Origin of the sequence: Micromonospora solifontis (genome assembly GCF_003725545.1) — a bacterium.
In the GTDB taxonomy this organism is placed as follows: domain Bacteria; phylum Actinomycetota; class Actinomycetes; order Mycobacteriales; family Micromonosporaceae; genus Micromonospora; species Micromonospora solifontis.
In genome coordinates this window covers 1-16752 of the sequence record NZ_RJLN01000053.1, presented here as the reverse complement: position 1 = coordinate 16752, position 16752 = coordinate 1, and the positions used below count along the sequence as shown (strand labels likewise).

The window sequence follows — 16752 nt, the reverse complement described above, 5'->3', positions numbered from 1 at the left end:
TCCCGCATGGCCGTCAGCCCTGCCGCCCGCGCTTCCGTGACCGACACCGCCGCCTCCGACGAGCTGCACGTCCTGGTGCTCGCCGGCGGGCTCTCCTACGAGCGTGACGTCTCGCTGCGATCCGGCCGCCGGGTGCTCGACGCGCTGCGGGCGGTCGGCATGGACGCCGAGCTGCGGGACGCGGATGTGGCCCTGCTGCCGGCGCTCACCGCCGACCCGCCGGACGCCGTGGTGATCGCCCTGCACGGCGCCACCGGCGAGGACGGCTCACTGCGCGGAGTGCTCGACCTCTGCGACGTGCCGTACGTCGGCTGCGACGCGCGCGCCTCCCGACTGGCCTGGGACAAGCCCTCGGCGAAGGCGGTGCTGCGGGAGGCCGGCATCCCCACCCCGGACTGGGTGGCCCTGCCGCACGACCGCTTCTCCGAGCTGGGCGCCGTGGCCGTACTGGACCGGATCGCCGACCGGCTCGGCCTGCCGCTCATGGTGAAGCCGGCGCAGGGTGGCTCCGGGCTGGGCGCCGCCGTGGTCCGGGAGGCCGGGTCGCTGCCGGCCGCCATGGTCGGCTGTTTCGCGTACGACCAGACGGCGTTGGTCGAGCGGTACGTGCCCGGCATGGACGTGGCGGTCTCGGTGGTCGACCTCGGCGAGGGCCCGCAGGCCCTGCCCCCGGTCGAGATCGTGCCCCGCAACGGGGTCTACGACTACGCCGCCCGCTACACCGCCGGCCGCACCACCTGGCACGCGCCGGCCCGGCTCGACGCGGGGACGACCGAGCGGGTTGCGGAAGTGGCGCTCGCGGCGCACGCCGCGCTGGGCCTGCGCGACCTGTCCCGGGTGGACCTGATCGTCGACGCCGACGGGCAGCCGCACGTCCTGGAGGTCAACGTCTCCCCGGGGATGACCGAGACGTCGCTGCTGCCGCTGGCCGTTCAGGCGGCCGGGCTGGACTTCGGCCGGGTGCTCGGCTCGCTGGTGACCCGAGCCGCCGCCCGGCGCCCCTAGCCGGCCTGGGGCTGTTCGGACTTCGGCTCGCCCGTTCCCAGACTCTCCTCCGATTCCGGGACGTCCGTCGACTCCGGCGCCGCCTCCGACTGCGGGGCGTCCGTCGACTTCGGCGTCGCTTCCGGCTTCGGACCGTCCGTCGGCGGGTGGGTCCCTTCCGGGACCGGGGCGGCCGTCGGCCCCGGGGCTTCCGTCGGCTCCGGGATCTCCTCGGCCGCCTCGATCACCGAGGCGGCCTCGTCCTCGGCGACCGACTCCGTGCTCTCGGCCCGAGACTCGGCCAGGCTCGACGGGGCCTGCCACTGGATCCGCGGCGGCTCGGCCAGTGGCCGACCGCCGAACTCGGCCAGCCAGGCGGCGACCAGGGCCAGATTCTCCCGCCACTGCGCCTCGGAGATGGGCGGCAGGATCGAGTCCCACAGGGACAGGAAGGTGCCCCGCAGTTGGAGCCGCCCGTACGGCCGCGCCAGGAACCACATGTGCAGGTGCGCGGAGCCGTCGCCCCAGCGGTTCACGTGCACCCGGGCGACCCCGTCCAGGGACCGGATGGCGCGTTCCAGCCGGACGGTCATCACGCCCAGCTCGGCGGCGAGCAGGTTCGGCAGGTCGCCGAGATCAAGGTGCGAACGGGACTCGAGGATCAGCACCATCGGCAGGCCGGTGGGGCGGTCCATGGCGCGCACCCGCCACCGCTCGCCCACCCAGATGTACGCCTCATCGGGCGCGTTGCACGCGGTGCACTCCCGGTTTCCCTCCCCCCGGCGGGGAGGTTCGACCGGCACCGGGTCGTCGAGCTGCTTGACGCGAAGGTCGCCCTCGAATGGGAAGGAGGGCCACTGGGTGAAGTCCGGCACTGAGGGAGGGGTGTCCTGCACGACGCTGACCCTAACCGAGTCCGCGACGCCTGTCCCTACCTGATTCCATCGGCGGTCACCGGTTCGCCGGCCAACCCCGCACCCGACCGCCGACGGTTGTCCACCGGGTTGTCCACAGGCTGCCGAGATCACCACCACACCGCGTCATCCACAGCTCAGCAAGGCTTTCGCCGCGCTGTTTCACGTGAAACGAGGATGGCCTGTGGAAAACAACTGTGGATAACGTCGACCGTCATCCGGACTGGTTGTCCCCCGGTCGCGCCCTTCCTTCTCAACGACCGAGCCATCGATCGGCAACCGGCCTCGGAGCGGCGTTACCGATCTCGTCACGGCCTCGGTGCCACCCGCCGTCGATTCCGTCTCAGGACGTCGTAGCCCCCGACGACGGACCGGGATGGCGACGTCTGCGAGCGTCCGCGCTACGTTTCACGTGAAACGAGATGTGCCGGCAACCGCCTCGCATCCCGTCCGCTCCCACGCCTCTCGCCGATCGCCTGGGGACCGTCGGGACTGATGGTCCGCCTCGCGAGCCGGCCCGTGTTTGGCCACTGGCCTCATCCACTCGACATGCCGCACATCGCTCGATCCGAGCGGCGGGTCGCCCGACAACGGCCACACGCGAGAGAGAGTCGACCTGGGCCAGGCCCAGCGGGTCGATCCCGGCTGGCACCGCGAAACCGACGGCGCGGCGCGGAGGGCGCGGCCGGTACGGAGGGCACGGCGGCGCGGAGGAGCACGGCCGGTGCGGAGAGCACGGCTGGCGCGGAGGGCACGGCGGCGCGGAGGGCACGGCGGCGCGGACGGCAGGGCCGGCGCGGAGGGCACGGCCGCTGCGGAGAGCACGGTGCGATGCCCGGCGGGCGCGATGCCCGGCGGGCACGGCCGGCGCGGACGGGCAGCGCGGGGAGGGCGCGGCACGCGGAGGGCACGGCGGGGCGCGGCTGTCGGCTCGCCGGTGCACCCCGCCGTCCAGGGTGGGCCGGACGACACCGCGCCGGCATCCGGGCCACCGCCTGTGGCACACGCCGTCGCCCGGGACGGCCAACTGTCGCCAGCCCCCTACGCCTGTCGCCTCTTCGACCCTTCCGCCTCGGCCGGACGCACGGGCTTTCCGGACGGGCACCTTGCGGCGCTTACCGAGGACACCGGCCTCGCGAAGTACGAGCAGAACCTGCGGGGCACCTCGCCCGCGCCGGCGGGCGAGGTGCCCACCAACAGCCGCGTCAGAATCGCCTTGGCACTGGCACCCGCCTCAACCGAGGGCGGCCGTCCGCCGGGCGGGCACGATCGAACCAGACGCAGCGCACCCTGACCGCCTCGGCGGGCACGAAGACCTTGACCGGCCGGGTGGCAGCCGTTTCACGTGAAACCACACGCCCGCCGGCGCGGCGTGCGACGCGTACGCCGGCACGCCTTCCTTCGGCCTTGTCGCGCCTGAGCCGATGCCCCCGGGCCAGGGCCCGGTTCGACAGCCGTCCTCCGCACGCTAGGCCCGGGCGGCCGGCAGCGGTGTTTCACGTGAAACGGCCTGCCCGCTCGGTCGGCGGGCTCGGCCGAGTGGCGCTCCCAGTTCCCCGCCGCCGCGACGCCGCTCTTCTCAGCGGAACGCGACCGGCCGCCGGAACACCTGCTGCGCCGGCACGCCCCTCGCAGCGAGCCGGGCGCGAGCGTCCGAGGGGCTGTCCCGCCCTCTCATGGCACCGTAGAGCGCACGACGGGGGAAGCGGGTCCCCGAAAGGCTGGCCCTGCCGTGGAACGGGCTGGAGAAGGCCCCAGGAGCGCCTGCCGGGCGCCGATGGCACGCTCCCCGCCGAACCGGCCCCGGAAACGACCCGGCCGCGTCACCCGACGGGTGACGCGGCCGTTGGTCGGCGGCGCGGGTCACTGCTCGGGCTGGTCCTCCTGGCCAACGCCGATGATGCCCACGATCCGCTCAAGGTCGTCCACCGTGGCGAACTCGATGGTGATCTTGCCCTTGCTCCTGCCGATGTCCACCTTCACCCGGGTGTCGAACCGGTCCGAGAGCCGGTCCGCCAGGTCCGACAACGCCGGTGCGTGCGGCTTCGGCCGCCGCTTCGCCGCCGGGGCCTTGGCGGGGCCGTCGGCCAGCGCGAGAGCCACCAGCTCCTCGGTGGCGCGTACCGAGATGCCCTCGGCCACGATCCGCTTGGCGAGCTGCTCCTGCGCCTCGGCGTCGTCCAGGCTGAGCAACGCCCGGGCATGGCCGGCGGAGAGCACTCCGGCGGCAACCCGGCGCTGCACCTGGGCCGGCAGGTTCATCAGGCGGATGGTGTTGGAGATCTGTGGCCGGCTGCGGCCGATCCGCCGGGCCAGTTCCTCGTGGGTGGCACCGAACTCCTCCAGCAGCTGCTGATAGGCGGCCGCCTCTTCCAACGGGTTGAGGTTCGCCCGGTGGATGTTCTCCAGCAGCGCGTCGCGGAGCATCGCGTCGTCCCTGGTGTCCCGGACGATCGCGGGGATGGACTCCCGGCCCACCGCCTGGGCCGCCCGCCAGCGCCGCTCGCCCATGACGAGTTCGTACTTCTCGCCGTCGAGCTGGCGCACGACGATCGGCTGGAGGAAGCCGACCTCCTGGATCGAGGTCTTCAGTTCCTCCAGCGCCTCCTCGTCGAAGACCTGCCGGGGCTGCTTCGGGTTGGGCACGATGGAGTCGACCGGAATCTCGGCGAACCGCGCGCCCGGCACCGGGCTCAGCTGTGGCTCAGGCTCCGCTGCCGGGGCCGGCGCCCCGATGGCGGCAGCCGCGCCGGCCACCGGCACGGCCGGGGCGGTCGTCGCCGCACCGCTCTCGGACTCGGCGGTCGCCGGGGCACTGCCCGGCACGGGCCCGGTGGGGATGAGGGCACCGAGCCCCCGGCCCAGACCGCCGCGAGGACGGTTCTTCATGCGACGCCTCCCAGCGACTTCCTCGCACTACGCATTCCGGCTCACCGGCTCCTTGACGCCCCGCTCGGCGATCTCCTGGGCGGCCTCGAAGTAGCTCGTCGCCCCCCGCGAACCGGGATCGTAGGTCATGACCGACTGGCCGTAGCTCGGCGCCTCAGAGACCCGCACGTTCCGGGGGATGACCGCCTGGAGCACCTTGTCGCCGAAGTGGTTCCGGACGTCCTGCTCCACGGCGTCGGCCAGCCGGGTTCGCCGGTCGTACATGGTGAGCAGGATGGTGGAGACCTCGAGCCGCGGGTTGAGGTGCTGCCGAACCAGGTTGATGTTGTTGATCAGCTGGTTGAGACCCTCCAGCGCGTAGTACTCGCACTGGATCGGGATCAGCACCTCCTGCGCGGCGACGAGCGCGTTGACGGTCAACAGACCGAGCGACGGCGGGCAGTCGATGAAGACGTAGTCGAAGTGCCCCGGGTAGGCGGTGATCGCACGCGCCAGCCGGGACTCACGGGCGACCACCGAGACCAGCTCGATCTCCGCGCCGGCCAGGTCGATGGTGGCCGGGACGCACCACAGGTTCGGGATGCCCTCGACCGCCTGCGCCACGTCCTCCAGCGGCACGCTGTCGATCAGGCAGTCGTACACGTCCGGGACGCCGGTGTGGTGCGGGACGTTCAACCCGGTGGAGGCGTTGCCCTGCGGGTCGAGGTCGACCACCAGGACCCGGTTGCCGTGCAGGGCGAGCGCCACCGCCAGGTTCACCGTGGTCGTGGTCTTACCCACGCCGCCCTTCTGGTTGGCGACGCACATCACCCGGGTCCGGTCGGGGCGAGGCATGGTGACCTCGCCGCTGGGATTCAGGATCTGCACGGCGCGCATAGCCTCCATAGCCAACGGTGGGTCATCCTCTTCGCGCGTCGGGGTTTCACGTGAAACGTACGTGGTGCCGGCGGCTTCTGCCTCGTAGCCGGTGGCCGGTGGCGTGTCGGACGGAACCACCACCCCGGTGACCACGTCCGCGGCCGCCTGGGGGCTGGACTGGTGCGGCACTCCAGACACCGGAGGCTGCGGTTCGTAGCGACCGGGGACGGCCGCGTTGCCGCGCACCGGTGCCGGCCGCGCGGCGGGCGCGTTCGCCGGCCCGTCCGTCGGGTCGTGCGGCTCGCGTGACAGCGGGACGTTCGCCGGCACGGAGGAGGTCGGCCGGCCGGGCACGTCCCGGCGCGCGGCCGGATCACCCTCCGGCGGGCGGGTGGACGGGCCAAGGGAGTCACCCCTCACCGGCCAACCCTGGTAGTCGGTTTCACGTGAAACGGGATCGGCCGCCGAGGGTCGTCCTGCTGGCCCGGTCACCCGTGGGTCGTCGTACCTGCCGTCGTCATGCACCTGTCATCCCTGCCCGCTCCGGATGGTCGGTCCGCACCCGTCAAATCAGGCCCTCGCGCTCGCGGCGCGGCGTCACGGCCCGGCGGGAACGGTCGGGTTCGGGTGCCGCCCGGCACCGCCGTTCCACACTATCGACGCGCGGTCAGCCTACGGCGGACGGGCGTAGCCGGTCCACGTCGGGTTCCGATCGATCCGCTCTCCCGCACCCGGGACAACGACCCGATCGGCCTCCGGAAAGCCTTACCGGGTCAGCGATCGCGGTCGCGGCCGCCGCGGCGGCGTCCGCCTCGTGAGCGCTTCGGTCCCTTCTTCCGGGCCGGGCCGATCACCCGCTCCCGCACCACCTCGACCACCGTAGCCGGCGGGTCGATCACACCCACCCCGCAGCGGTGCAGTTCCGGCTCGCCGCCGCCGAGCCGGGCCACGGCCGCGCCGTGTTCGGCGATCTCCTCGGCCGCCGAGGCGCCCTTGAGCGCGACCAGCCGGCCGCCGGCCACCGCCAGCGGCAGGCACCAGGCGGCGAGCCGATCGAGCGCGGCCACCGCACGGGCGGTCACGATGTCGGCGCTGAGCGGCGGCGTGTCGCGCGTACCGGCGGCCGCCTCCTCCGCCCGGCCACGGAACACCCGGACGGCCCGGGTCAGTCCGAGCTGCTCCACCGCCTCGACCAAAAAGGCGGTACGCCGGGCCAACGGCTCGACCAGCGTGACGGTGAGGTCGGGCCGGGCGATCGCCAGCACCAGGCCGGGCAGTCCGGCACCGGAACCGACGTCGATGACGCTCGCGCCCTCGGGGATCCGCTCGGCCATCGCCGCACAGTTGAGCAGGTGTCGCTCCCAGATCCGCGGCGTCTCGCGGGGGCCGATCAGCCCCCGGACGACACCCTCCGTCGCCAGCAGTTCGGCGTACCCGGCAGCCAGGTCGAGCCGGTCGCCGAAGAGGGTACGCGCGGCTCCCGCCAGTTCCGGCGGCAAAGTGACGTCGGACGGGGCGGGCGGCTCACCCGGCCCGGGATCACCGTCGTCCATGATGGACGGTGCGGCCGTGGGGGCGGGGGTGGTCGGTTCGGCGAATACCGGATCGACGGCGCCCACCGGGGCGACCGGCGTCGCGGCCGGAGTGACCGGCTGACCGGAGAAAGCCGGGTCGGCCGGGGTCGACGGCGGGCTGGAGACCGATTGGTCCGCCATGGGGGCGGAGTCCTCGGCGGAGAAGACCGGGTCGACGGTGGGGTCCGGCTGCACAGGCGACGGCCCGGGCGGCGTACCGCCCGGGCCGGAGCCGGCACCCGCCGTCGTCCCGTCGTGGGTCACCCCGTCAGTCCGCCGGCCGGACGACGATACGGCGGTTCGGCTCGACGCCCTCGGACTCGCTCTCCACACCGCTCATCGCGTTCACCACGTCGTGCACGCACTTGCGCTCGAACGCGGACATCGGCTCCAGGCGCACCGGCTCGCCGTACTCCTTGACCTTCTCCACGGCGTTGCGGGCGACGGCGGCGAGTTCCTTGCGCCGGGCGGCACGGTAGCCCCCGACGTCGAGCAGCAGGCGGCTCGGGGAACCGGTCTGCCGGAACACCGCCAGCCGGGCCAGCTCCTGCAGCGCCTCCAGGGTGGCGCCGCGCTGACCGATCAGGCTCTGCAGGCGGCCGCCGACCACCTCGACGACCGGACGGCCGCCGGAGACCAGCTCGTCGATGTCGCCGTCGTAGTCGAGGATGTCGAGCAGGCCCTCGACGTAGTCGGCCGCGATCTCGCTCTGCCGGAACAGGTCGCTCTCGGCCGGGGCCTTCTTCTCGGCCCGGGTCTCCTCGGCCTCGTCCGTTGCGGCCGGCACGCTCTCCTCGTCCAGGGAGGAGTCGGCGCTGGGGATGCTGGTGTCGGTCACGGTGTCATCTCCGTACTCGCTCGGCCGGACCGTCGGGTCCGCTGGTCTCCCGAGGCCGGCGGGAGGTTTCGCCGGTGCCCTCGGGCACGTCTGTACGGGCCAGTTTCGCCCGTGACCGCGCTCCGCGCGGCGGTTCCGGCCCGGCGCCGGCCGTACGGCGGCAGCTCGGGGGCCGGATCGGGCCGCCACCGGGAACCCGGCGGCGGCCCGGTTGCTCAGCCCTGCCGCTTGGCGGGGCGACCCTTCTTCGGGTTGACCGGCTTGGCGCCGGGCTTCGGGCCGGCCACCTTCGGGGCGGCCGCCGGGGCCTTCGCCGCCGGCTGGGCGGTCTTGCGGCCGAGCAACCCGCTGCTCTTGGCGACCGGCTGGCCGTTCCGCGCCGCGGTACCGGTCTTCTGGGGCACCAGCGGCGGGAACTTGCGCAGCACCCACTGCTGCTGGCCGAGCGTGAAGAGGTTGTTGGTGACCCAGTAGATGATCACACCGATCGGGAAGATCGAGCCGGAGACCAGCAGCGAGACCGGGATGCCGTAGAGCATCAGCCGCTGGACCATGCGCTGCTGCGGGTCCTCCGCCCAACCGGTCTTCAGGATCATCTGCCGGCTGGTCAGGTACGTGGTGGCGATCATGATGAGGACCAGGACGCCGGCGACGATCTTCACGGTGTTCGTGTTCGCCCCCAGCCGGGCCAGCTCGTCGGCCGTGGAGCCGAACCGCCCGGAGATCGGGGCGGTGAAGAGCTTGGCGTTCGAGGCGCTGTTGAACTGGTCGACCGTCCAGCCGTACAGGGTCTTCTGGGTGTTGCCCGGGTTGAGCCGCTTGAGCGTGTGGAACAGGCCGAGGAAGACCGGGATCTGGAGGAACATCGGAAGGCAGCCCATCAGCGGGTTGGCCTTTTCCTTCCGGTAGAGCTCCATCATCTCCTTCTGGAGCGTCTCCCGGTCACCCTTGTGCTTCTCCTGCAGCTCCTTGACCTTGGGCTGGAGCGCCTGCATCGCCCGCTGCGACTTGATCTGCTTGACGAAGACCGGGAAGAGGATCACCCGGACCGTGACCACCAGGAAGATGATGGCGAGGATCCAGGACCAGTTCGTACCGATCACGGCCTCGACCGGAACTCCGATGGCGTCCCAGGCCGAGTGCCAGGTCAGCAGGATCCACGAGATCGCGTAGTAGATCCAGTCGAGACTAAACACTCAGGCTCCAGTCACGTCGGCACGGCGGCGGTCGCCCGGCTCCGGCACCGGGTCGTGTCCACCTGGGTGGAAGGGGTGGCAGCGCGACAGCCGCCGGACCGTCAGCCAGCCTCCCCGCAGCGCACCGTGCCGGGACACCGCCTCGACGGCGTAGGCACTGCACGACGGGTAGAACCGGCAGCGGGCCGGCAGTGCCGGACTTATCCACCGACGGTACGCGATGATGGGCGCCAGCAGCATGCGGGCACCGGTTGTAGTCGGCCGCGACGCGGCGGTCCCACCGTTCACCGGGACCGCCGACCCCGGGGAGACCGCGCGGCGGCGAGGGCGGCGTCCAGGTCGGCCCCGAGCCGGGCGTACGACGCCTCGGCGGCCGGCGGCAGGGCGCGCACCACGAGGGTGCTCCCGCCGGGCAGGTCGGCGAGGCGCTCGCGGGCCAGATGGCGGAGGCGGCGGCGGACCTTGTTACGGACCACGGCGTTGCCGACCGCCTTGGACACGACGAAGCCGGCGCGGCTCGGCGCGGGGGTCTCCGCACCGCTGTTCCGCGCCGGCTCCGGCGAGGTTGTCGCGGGATGTCCCGTCTGCTCGGGGAGGGTCAGGTGGACCACGACGGCGCCACGTCCGACGCGTCGGCCACCCCGGACCGCTGCGGCGAAGTCGCTACTGCGCCGCAGTCGTTGCGCGGCGGCCAGCACGACTGCCCACGTCCCCGGACCGGACCGGTCGGCCTCAGGCCGACAGGCGGGTGCGGCCCTTGGCGCGACGGGTCGAGATGATGGCGCGGCCGGCACGGGTGCGCATGCGCAGCCGGAAGCCGTGGGTCTTCGCGCGCCGGCGGTTGTTCGGCTGGTAGGTGCGCTTGCTCACGTCAGGCTCTCCGTTGTCGTACGCCCCGCGCGGGGGATCGCCCGGGGTCGTGTGGTGGTCCAGGCCACCTCCGCGGTGGCCTCCGATCGGTGCTGCCCGACGACGCGGGTCCTCGGCGATGCGGGGAAGCGACCGCGGACAGCAAGCACCCATCACCCTAGCAGAGGGCGAGAGAGCAGCCGCTCCAGCCTACGCAGGGGGGCAATGACCGTCAAACATCACACCGCGGGCGCCGATCGGCCCCGGAGCACGACCGAAGGGGCGGTTTTCACTGATGTTGACAAGGCTGCCCCGGTGTCGACGGTTGATGGCGCGGGGTCCGCGCTGTTAGCGTGCCCGATTGCGGTCAGCGTCGGGGGTTCGGGACGACGGCTCCAGGTCGCCGCGCGGCGTCAGCCGCGCCGAGCTGGAGTGTCGGTTGTCGCTGACAGGCAAGACCGGACAAGGTAGTGAATCGTTCGGCACGTTGAACCCGCTTCAACGCCTCCGGGAACCAGGGGGGCAGGTCCGACCCGCGTCCGGTGGGCGGCCACAATCGGTCGGTACACACAGGCTGTGGATAACTTGTGGATGACGACCGGTCAGCCGTCCGGGCGGGCGTGAGCAGAGGCGAGGGGGGTGGCACGACGGTGACCGGAGCGACCGACCTTGCCGCGGTATGGACGGCGACGACCGACGAGCTCGCCGACGAGATCATCTCCGCGCAGCAGCGGGCGTACCTCCGACTCACCCGGCTCCGGGCGATCGTCGAGGACACCGCCCTGCTCTCCGTACCGGACGCCTTCACCCGCGACGTGATCGAGTCGCGGCTCCGTCCGGCGATCACCGAGGCCCTGAGCCGGCTGCTCGGCCGGCCCATCCAGGTGGCCGTGACCGTACGGGTCGCCGAGGACCCGGCGGGCCGCCCCGCCGGCACCGTCTACCGGAGCGCGCCCGAGCCGCCCGCCCAGCCCGACGGCCCCCAGGACCTGCTGGCCGGCTTCGACCAGACCGGCCCGGCACCCGGCTTCCCCGAGCTGGAGTTCCCGACCCGGCCGGAGGCGCCCGGGTACGCCGAGCCGCGTCCGGAGCCGCCCGTCGAGGAGCCCGCCCCCCGGCAGCGCACCGCCGACGGCGGCCGCCCGCAGCTCATCCCGGCCAGCCGGGACGGCCAGGACGACCTGTTCAGCGCCGCCTTCGCCGAGCCGCTGCGGGCCGCCCCCGAGCGCCGCCCGTTCGACGAGCCGGCGCGGCTCGACGGGTCCGCCCCCGACGGCCGCGGCTACGAGCCACCGCGCTACCGCGAGAGCGCCGGCCCGGCGGACGCCCCCCCGCTGCGCGGCCTGCCCCGCGACGGCGGCACCGACTCCGGCCCCGGGCGTGGTGGCGCGGATCACCGCTCCGGCGCGTCGGCCGACCGGCGCCTGCCCGGTGGAGCGGAGACCGGCGGCAACCGGCTCAACCCGAAGTACATGTTCGAGACGTTCGTCATCGGCTCCTCGAACCGCTTCGCGCACGCGGCGAGCGTCGCGGTGGCCGAGTCGCCGGCCAAGGCCTACAACCCGCTCTTCATCTACGGCAGCTCCGGGCTGGGCAAGACCCACCTGCTGCACGCCATCGGGCACTACGCCACGACGCTGGGGAACGCCCGCTCGGTCCGGTACGTCTCGACCGAGGAGTTCACCAACGACTTCATCAACTCCCTGCGGGACGACAAGACCAGCGCCTTCCAGCGCCGCTACCGGGACGTCGACATCCTCCTGATCGACGACATCCAGTTCCTGGAGAACCGGGAGCGGACCCAGGAGGAGTTCTTCCACACCTTCAACACGCTGCACAACGCCAACAAGCAGATCGTGATCACCTCCGACCGCTCGCCGAAGCAGCTGGCGACGCTGGAGGACCGACTGCGGACCCGGTTCGAGTGGGGCCTGCTCGCCGACATCCAGCCGCCGGACCTGGAGACCCGGATCGCGATCCTGCAGAAGAAGGCGGCCCAGGAGCGGCTGTTCGCCCCGCCGGACGTGCTGGAGTTCATCGCCTCCCGGGTGTCGAACTCGATCCGGGAGCTGGAGGGCGCGCTGATCCGGGTCACCGCGTTCGCCAGCCTGACCCGTTCGTCGGTGGAGCTGTCGCTGGCCGAGGAGGTGCTGCGGGACTTCATCCCGGACGGCGCCGGCCCGGAGATCACCGCCGACCAGATCATGGTCTCCACCGCCGACTACTTCGGAGTGAGCCTGGAGGACCTGCGCGGGCACTCCCGGTCCCGGGTCCTGGTCAACGCCCGCCAGGTGGCCATGTACCTGTGCCGGGAGTTGACCGACCTGTCGCTGCCCCGGATCGGGCAGGCGTTCGGCGGCCGGGACCACACCACGGTGATGCACGCCGACCGGAAGATCCGCCAGCAGATGGCCGAGCGCCGCTCGCTCTACAACCAGATCGCCGAGCTGACCAACCGGATCAAGCAGACCACCTGAGCCAACGTTTTCAGCTCCGTACCCGTCGACGCGGGCCCGGCCGGACCACCGGCCGGGCTTTTTCGTGCCTGGGGACGGGCGGAGCTTGACCCTCGACCCGGTGGAGGGCCCACGATCGGGGTCGTGTTCATCCACACCACGACCCGGTTGTCCACATCCCCTGTGTCACAGGCGGTGGAAAACCACGCTCGGTCCGGACCCGGTTACCCACAGACTGTGGACAACTCCTGGGGACGACGCTGTGGACGCCTGGGGACGACGGGCCGGTTGTCCACCGACGACGGTCGGCCTGTGGGTTGCCTGTTGAAGGTTCTGGGGACGACGCGGCTCGACGCCGGCCGGCCCGTCCACAACGCTGGGGAGAAACCCGGTGGATTAGCGGTGGACAACCGGTGGACAACCGTGGACAACCTGGGGTCAGCGCCCGGCTGTGGACCGGAACACGGGTTTTACCCCCGGTTCTCCACAGCCAAACCACCGGTGGATAACCTGTCTGACCTGCGCCGACGCCGGTTCTCCACAGTTTGCACAGGTGCGATGAAGACGATGAGTTATCTCTTCTAAACAACAAAAACCAATCATCACCGTTGGACTTCCTGTGGATCGGGCCGGAGCACTCCCGTCGACCGTCGCTCCGGCACCTGGATCCATGGGGTCGGGCGCACAGCCGATGCCCGCGCGCCCTAAGGTGCGATGGGTACCCGCACGGTCGGGCGGGACGGGTGGCAGCGGTCGGCATGAGAGAGTTGTCGCTGACGTCGACGCGGAGGCATTGATGAAGTTCCGAGTGGAGCGCGACGCGCTCGCCGAGGCGGTCGCCTGGACCGCCAAGAGCCTGCCCAACCGACCCTCCGTACCGGTGCTGGCCGGTGTGATGCTCCGGGTCACCGACAGCAACCTGCAGGTCTCCGGCTTCGACTACGAGGTCTCCAGCCAGGTCACGGTCGAGGTCCAGGGAGACGCCGACGGTGCCGCCCTCGTCTCCGGCCGCCTGCTCGCCGAGATCACCAAGGCGCTCCCGGCCAAGCCGGTGGACATCGCCGCCGTCGGCGCCCACCTGGAGCTGGTCTGCGGCAGCGCCCGCTTCACCCTGCCGACCATGCCGGTGGAGGACTACCCGGCCCTGCCGGAGATGCCGGAGAGCGCCGGCACGGTCGACGCCGCCGCGTTCGCCGCCGCCGTGGCCCAGGTGGCCGTCGCGGCCGGCCGGGACGAGACGCTGCCGATGATGACCGGCGTACGGATCGAGCTCTCCGGCAGCACCCTGGCAATGCTCGCCACCGACCGCTACCGACTCGCCCTGCGCGAGATGGAGTGGAACCCGGACGACCCGGAGATCAGCCTCAACGCGCTGGTGCCCGCCCGGACGCTGCACGACACCGCCAAGGCCCTCGGCCCGCTCGGCGGCCAGGTGACCATGGCGCTCTCCCAGGGCGGCGCCGGCGAGGGCATGATCGGCTTCTCCGGCGGCACCCGGCGGACCACGAGCCGACTGCTGGACGGGGCCAACTACCCGCCGGTCCGCTCGCTCTTCCCGGCCAACCACAATGCCGAGGCCCGGGTCCCGGTCAGCACCCTGATCGAGGTCGTCAAGCGCGTCGCCCTCGTCGCCGAGCGCACCACCCCGGTGCTGCTGAGCTTCAGCGCGGACGGGCTGGTCGTCGAGGCCGGCGGCACCGAGGAGGCCCGGGCCAGCGAGGCCATGGAGGCCACCTTCAGCGGCGACCCGCTGACCATCGGCTTCAACCCGCAGTACCTGATCGACGGCCTCGCCAACCTGGGTGCCCAGTACGCGCAGCTGGCGTTCGTCGACGCCTTCAAGCCCGCGGTGATTTCCCCCGCCGGCGAGGATGGCGAGGTCATCCCGGGGTACCGGTACCTCATCATGCCGATTCGCGTGTCCCGCTGATCGCGGCCAGCAAGACCCAGACGTACGGAGGTAGCAGCAGATGCAGCTCGGCCTGGTAGGACTCGGCCGGATGGGCGGCAACATGCGTGAGCGGTTGCGCGCCGCCGGGCACGAGGTGGTCGGCTACGACCGCAACGCGGAGCTGAGCGACGTCGCGAGCCTCGCGGAGCTGGCCGAGAAGCTGGAGTCGCCCCGCGCGGTCTGGGTGATGGTGCCGGCCGGGGTCACCGACGCCACGATCGACGAGCTCGCCGGCGTGCTCGGCGAGGGCGACATCATCATCGACGGTGGCAACTCCCGGTTCAGCGACGACGCCCCGCGCGCCGAGCGGCTGAACGAGCAGGGCATCGGATACGTCGACGTGGGCGTGTCGGGCGGCGTCTGGGGCCGACAGAACGGCTACGCGCTGATGGTCGGCGGCGCCCGGGAGCACGTCGAGCGGCTCATGCCGGTCTTCGACGCGCTCAAGCCCGAGGGTGAGTTCGGCTTCGTGCACGCCGGCCCGGTCGGCGCCGGCCACTACGCCAAGATGGTGCACAACGGCATCGAGTACGGCCTGATGCACGCCTACGCCGAGGGCTACGAGCTGCTCGCCAAGTCCGAGCTGGTGACCAACGTGCCGGGCGTCTTCAAGTCCTGGCGCGAGGGCACCGTGGTCCGGTCCTGGCTGCTCGACCTGCTCGACCGTGCGCTGGACGAGGATCCGGACCTGTCCGAGCTGAGCGGCTACACCGAGGACACCGGCGAGGGCCGGTGGACCGTCGACGAGGCGGTCCGGCTCGCCGTGCCGCTGAACGTGATCACCGCCTCCCTCTTCGCCCGGTTCGCGTCGCGCCAGGACGACTCGCCGGCGATGAAGGCCGTCGCCGCGCTGCGCCAGCAGTTCGGCGGGCACGCCGTCCACAAGCGCTGACCGGTATCCACAGCCTGTGTACGTCCGCCGGCTCGAACTGGTCGACTTCCGCTCGTACGAGCGGGTCGGCGTCGACCTGGAGCCCGGCCCCAACGTGCTGACCGGCGCGAACGGCGTCGGCAAGACCAACCTCGTCGAGGCGCTGGGCTATGTGGCGACCCTGGACTCGCACCGGGTCGCCACGGACGCCCCGCTGGTCCGGATGGGCGCCTCCTCGGCGGTGATCCGCTGTGCGGTGGTGCACGAGGGCCGGGAACTCCTCGTCGAGCTGGAGATCGTCCCCGGCAAGGCCAACCGGGCCCGGCTGGGCCGCTCGCCGGCCCGCCGCGCCCGGGACGTGCTGGGCGCGCTGCGGCTGGTGCTCTTCGCCCCGGAGGACCTCGAGCTGGTCCGCGGTGACCCGGCCGAGCGCCGCCGCTACCTCGACGACCTGCTGGTCACCCGCCAGCCCCGCTACGCCGGCGTGCGCGCCGACTACGACCGGGTGGTCAAGCAACGCAACGCCCTGCTGCGTACGGCGTACCTGGCCCGCAAGACGGGCGGCAACCGGGGCGGGGACCTGTCCACCCTCGCGGTCTGGGACACCCACCTGGCGCGCCACGGGGCGGAACTGCTCGCCGGCCGGCTGGAGCTGGTCGCCGCGCTCGCCCCGCACGTGGCCAAGGCGTACGACGCGGTGGCGGCGGGCCGCGGCGCGGCGGGCATCGCGTACCGGCCGTCGGTGGAGCTGCCCGAGCCGACCACCGACCGGGCGGTGCTGGCCGACGCGTTGACCGCCGCGCTGGCCGAGCAGCGGTCGGCGGAGATCGAACGCGGCACCACCCTGGTCGGCCCGCACCGTGACGACCTCGCGCTCACCCTCGGCCCGCTCCCCGCCAAGGGGTACGCCAGCCACGGCGAGTCCTGGTCGTACGCGCTCGCGCTGCGGTTGGCCGGGTACGACCTGCTGCGCGCCGACGGGATAGAGCCGGTGCTGGTGCTCGACGACGTCTTCGCCGAGCTGGACGCCGGCCGCCGGGAACGCCTGGCCGAGCTGGTCGGCGGGGCCGCCCAGCTCCTGGTGACCTGCGCGGTCGACGACGACGTGCCGGCCGCCCTGCGCGGCGCCCGGTACGCGGTGGGCGAGGGGACGGTACGCCGTGTCGGATGACGAGTTCCAGCTCCCGCCCGCCCGGCTGGGGCCGGGACGCGGTGCGCGTACCCCCGAGGGGTCGGAGGTGGCCGACGGCGCGGCGCGCAGGGCCCGGGGCGACCGCGCCGCGGGCACCTCCGACCGGCCTCGGGGTGACGCCGCGACGGCCGGTCGGGGACGCCGGCGGGCCTCGGACGAGGCCGGCGATCCGGATGGCGC

14 protein-coding genes and 1 pseudogene are annotated in these 16752 nt (G+C 72.6%); 6 read left to right on the top strand and 9 right to left on the bottom strand.

Annotation, left to right across the window (positions count from 1 at the left end; translation table 11 throughout):
• Nucleotides 1–6: 6 nt before the first annotated feature.
• Complete coding sequence (locus tag EFE23_RS18345) at nt 7–1005, top strand: D-alanine--D-alanine ligase family protein (protein ID WP_123242166.1); 999 nt, start codon at nt 7–9, stop codon at nt 1003–1005.
• Here EFE23_RS18345 and EFE23_RS18340 read toward each other — a convergent pair.
• The 9 genes from EFE23_RS18340 to rpmH form a co-directional block, all read right to left on the bottom strand.
• Nucleotides 1002–1859, bottom strand: coding sequence for a hypothetical protein (locus tag EFE23_RS18340; RefSeq protein ID WP_309226227.1), 858 nt, complete (start codon nt 1857–1859; stop codon nt 1002–1004). The two genes, EFE23_RS18345 and EFE23_RS18340, sit on opposite strands and share 4 nt — an antisense overlap.
• A 1902-nt stretch (nt 1860–3761) precedes the next feature.
• A complete protein-coding gene (locus EFE23_RS18335) occupies nt 3762–4787 on the bottom strand; it encodes a ParB/RepB/Spo0J family partition protein (RefSeq protein ID WP_123242165.1) in 1026 nt (341 codons plus the stop codon).
• 27 nt (nt 4788–4814) lie between these two features.
• Nucleotides 4815–6170 (bottom strand): AAA family ATPase, encoded by a 1356-nt coding sequence (locus EFE23_RS29455; protein WP_123242164.1) that lies wholly within the window; start codon nt 6168–6170, stop codon nt 4815–4817.
• Between the two features lie 248 nt (nt 6171–6418).
• Entirely contained in the window at nt 6419–7198 is a 780-nt protein-coding gene (rsmG, locus tag EFE23_RS18325) for a 16S rRNA (guanine(527)-N(7))-methyltransferase RsmG (RefSeq protein ID WP_199737129.1), read from the bottom strand.
• A 289-nt stretch (nt 7199–7487) separates the two neighbouring features.
• Nucleotides 7488–8006 carry a Jag family protein gene (locus EFE23_RS18320; RefSeq protein ID WP_373684023.1) on the bottom strand — a complete coding sequence of 173 codons (519 nt, stop codon included), beginning with the start codon at nt 8004–8006 and terminating at the stop codon, nt 7488–7490.
• Nucleotides 8007–8272: 266 nt separating this feature from the next.
• Nucleotides 8273–9253: a membrane protein insertase YidC gene (yidC, locus tag EFE23_RS18315; protein WP_123242161.1), complete on the bottom strand. Its 981-nt coding sequence runs from the start codon at nt 9251–9253 to the stop codon at nt 8273–8275.
• The gene (gene yidD / locus EFE23_RS18310; RefSeq protein WP_199737128.1) at nt 9254–9493 is read right to left on the bottom strand and encodes a membrane protein insertion efficiency factor YidD; all 240 of its coding nucleotides are present in this window, start codon (nt 9491–9493) and stop codon (nt 9254–9256) included.
• Nucleotides 9494–9537: 44 nt separating this feature from the next.
• Nucleotides 9538–9951 carry a ribonuclease P protein component gene (gene rnpA / locus EFE23_RS18305; RefSeq protein WP_123242159.1) on the bottom strand — a complete coding sequence of 138 codons (414 nt, stop codon included), beginning with the start codon at nt 9949–9951 and terminating at the stop codon, nt 9538–9540.
• A gap of 34 nt (nt 9952–9985) precedes the next feature.
• Complete coding sequence (gene rpmH / locus EFE23_RS18300) at nt 9986–10123, bottom strand: 50S ribosomal protein L34 (protein ID WP_074478258.1); 138 nt, start codon at nt 10121–10123, stop codon at nt 9986–9988.
• 629 nt (nt 10124–10752) lie between these two features.
• Between rpmH and dnaA the strand changes: the two genes are divergently transcribed.
• The 5 genes and pseudogenes from dnaA to EFE23_RS29000 form a co-directional block, all read left to right on the top strand.
• Nucleotides 10753–12579 carry a chromosomal replication initiator protein DnaA gene (gene dnaA / locus EFE23_RS18295; protein ID WP_123242158.1) on the top strand — a complete coding sequence of 609 codons (1827 nt, stop codon included), beginning with the start codon at nt 10753–10755 and terminating at the stop codon, nt 12577–12579.
• Nucleotides 12580–13354: 775 nt separating this feature from the next.
• Nucleotides 13355–14488 carry a DNA polymerase III subunit beta gene (gene dnaN / locus EFE23_RS18290; protein ID WP_123242157.1) on the top strand — a complete coding sequence of 378 codons (1134 nt, stop codon included), beginning with the start codon at nt 13355–13357 and terminating at the stop codon, nt 14486–14488.
• Between the two features lie 40 nt (nt 14489–14528).
• A complete protein-coding gene (gene gnd / locus EFE23_RS18285) occupies nt 14529–15401 on the top strand; it encodes a phosphogluconate dehydrogenase (NAD(+)-dependent, decarboxylating) (RefSeq protein WP_123242156.1) in 873 nt (290 codons plus the stop codon).
• 16 nt (nt 15402–15417) lie between these two features.
• A complete protein-coding gene (gene recF / locus EFE23_RS18280; RefSeq protein WP_123242155.1) occupies nt 15418–16551 on the top strand; it encodes a DNA replication/repair protein RecF in 1134 nt (377 codons plus the stop codon).
• Nucleotides 16541–16752 (top strand): annotated as a pseudogene (locus EFE23_RS29000) (hypothetical protein); the annotation flags it as partial. The gene recF and the pseudogene EFE23_RS29000, both read left to right, overlap by 11 nt.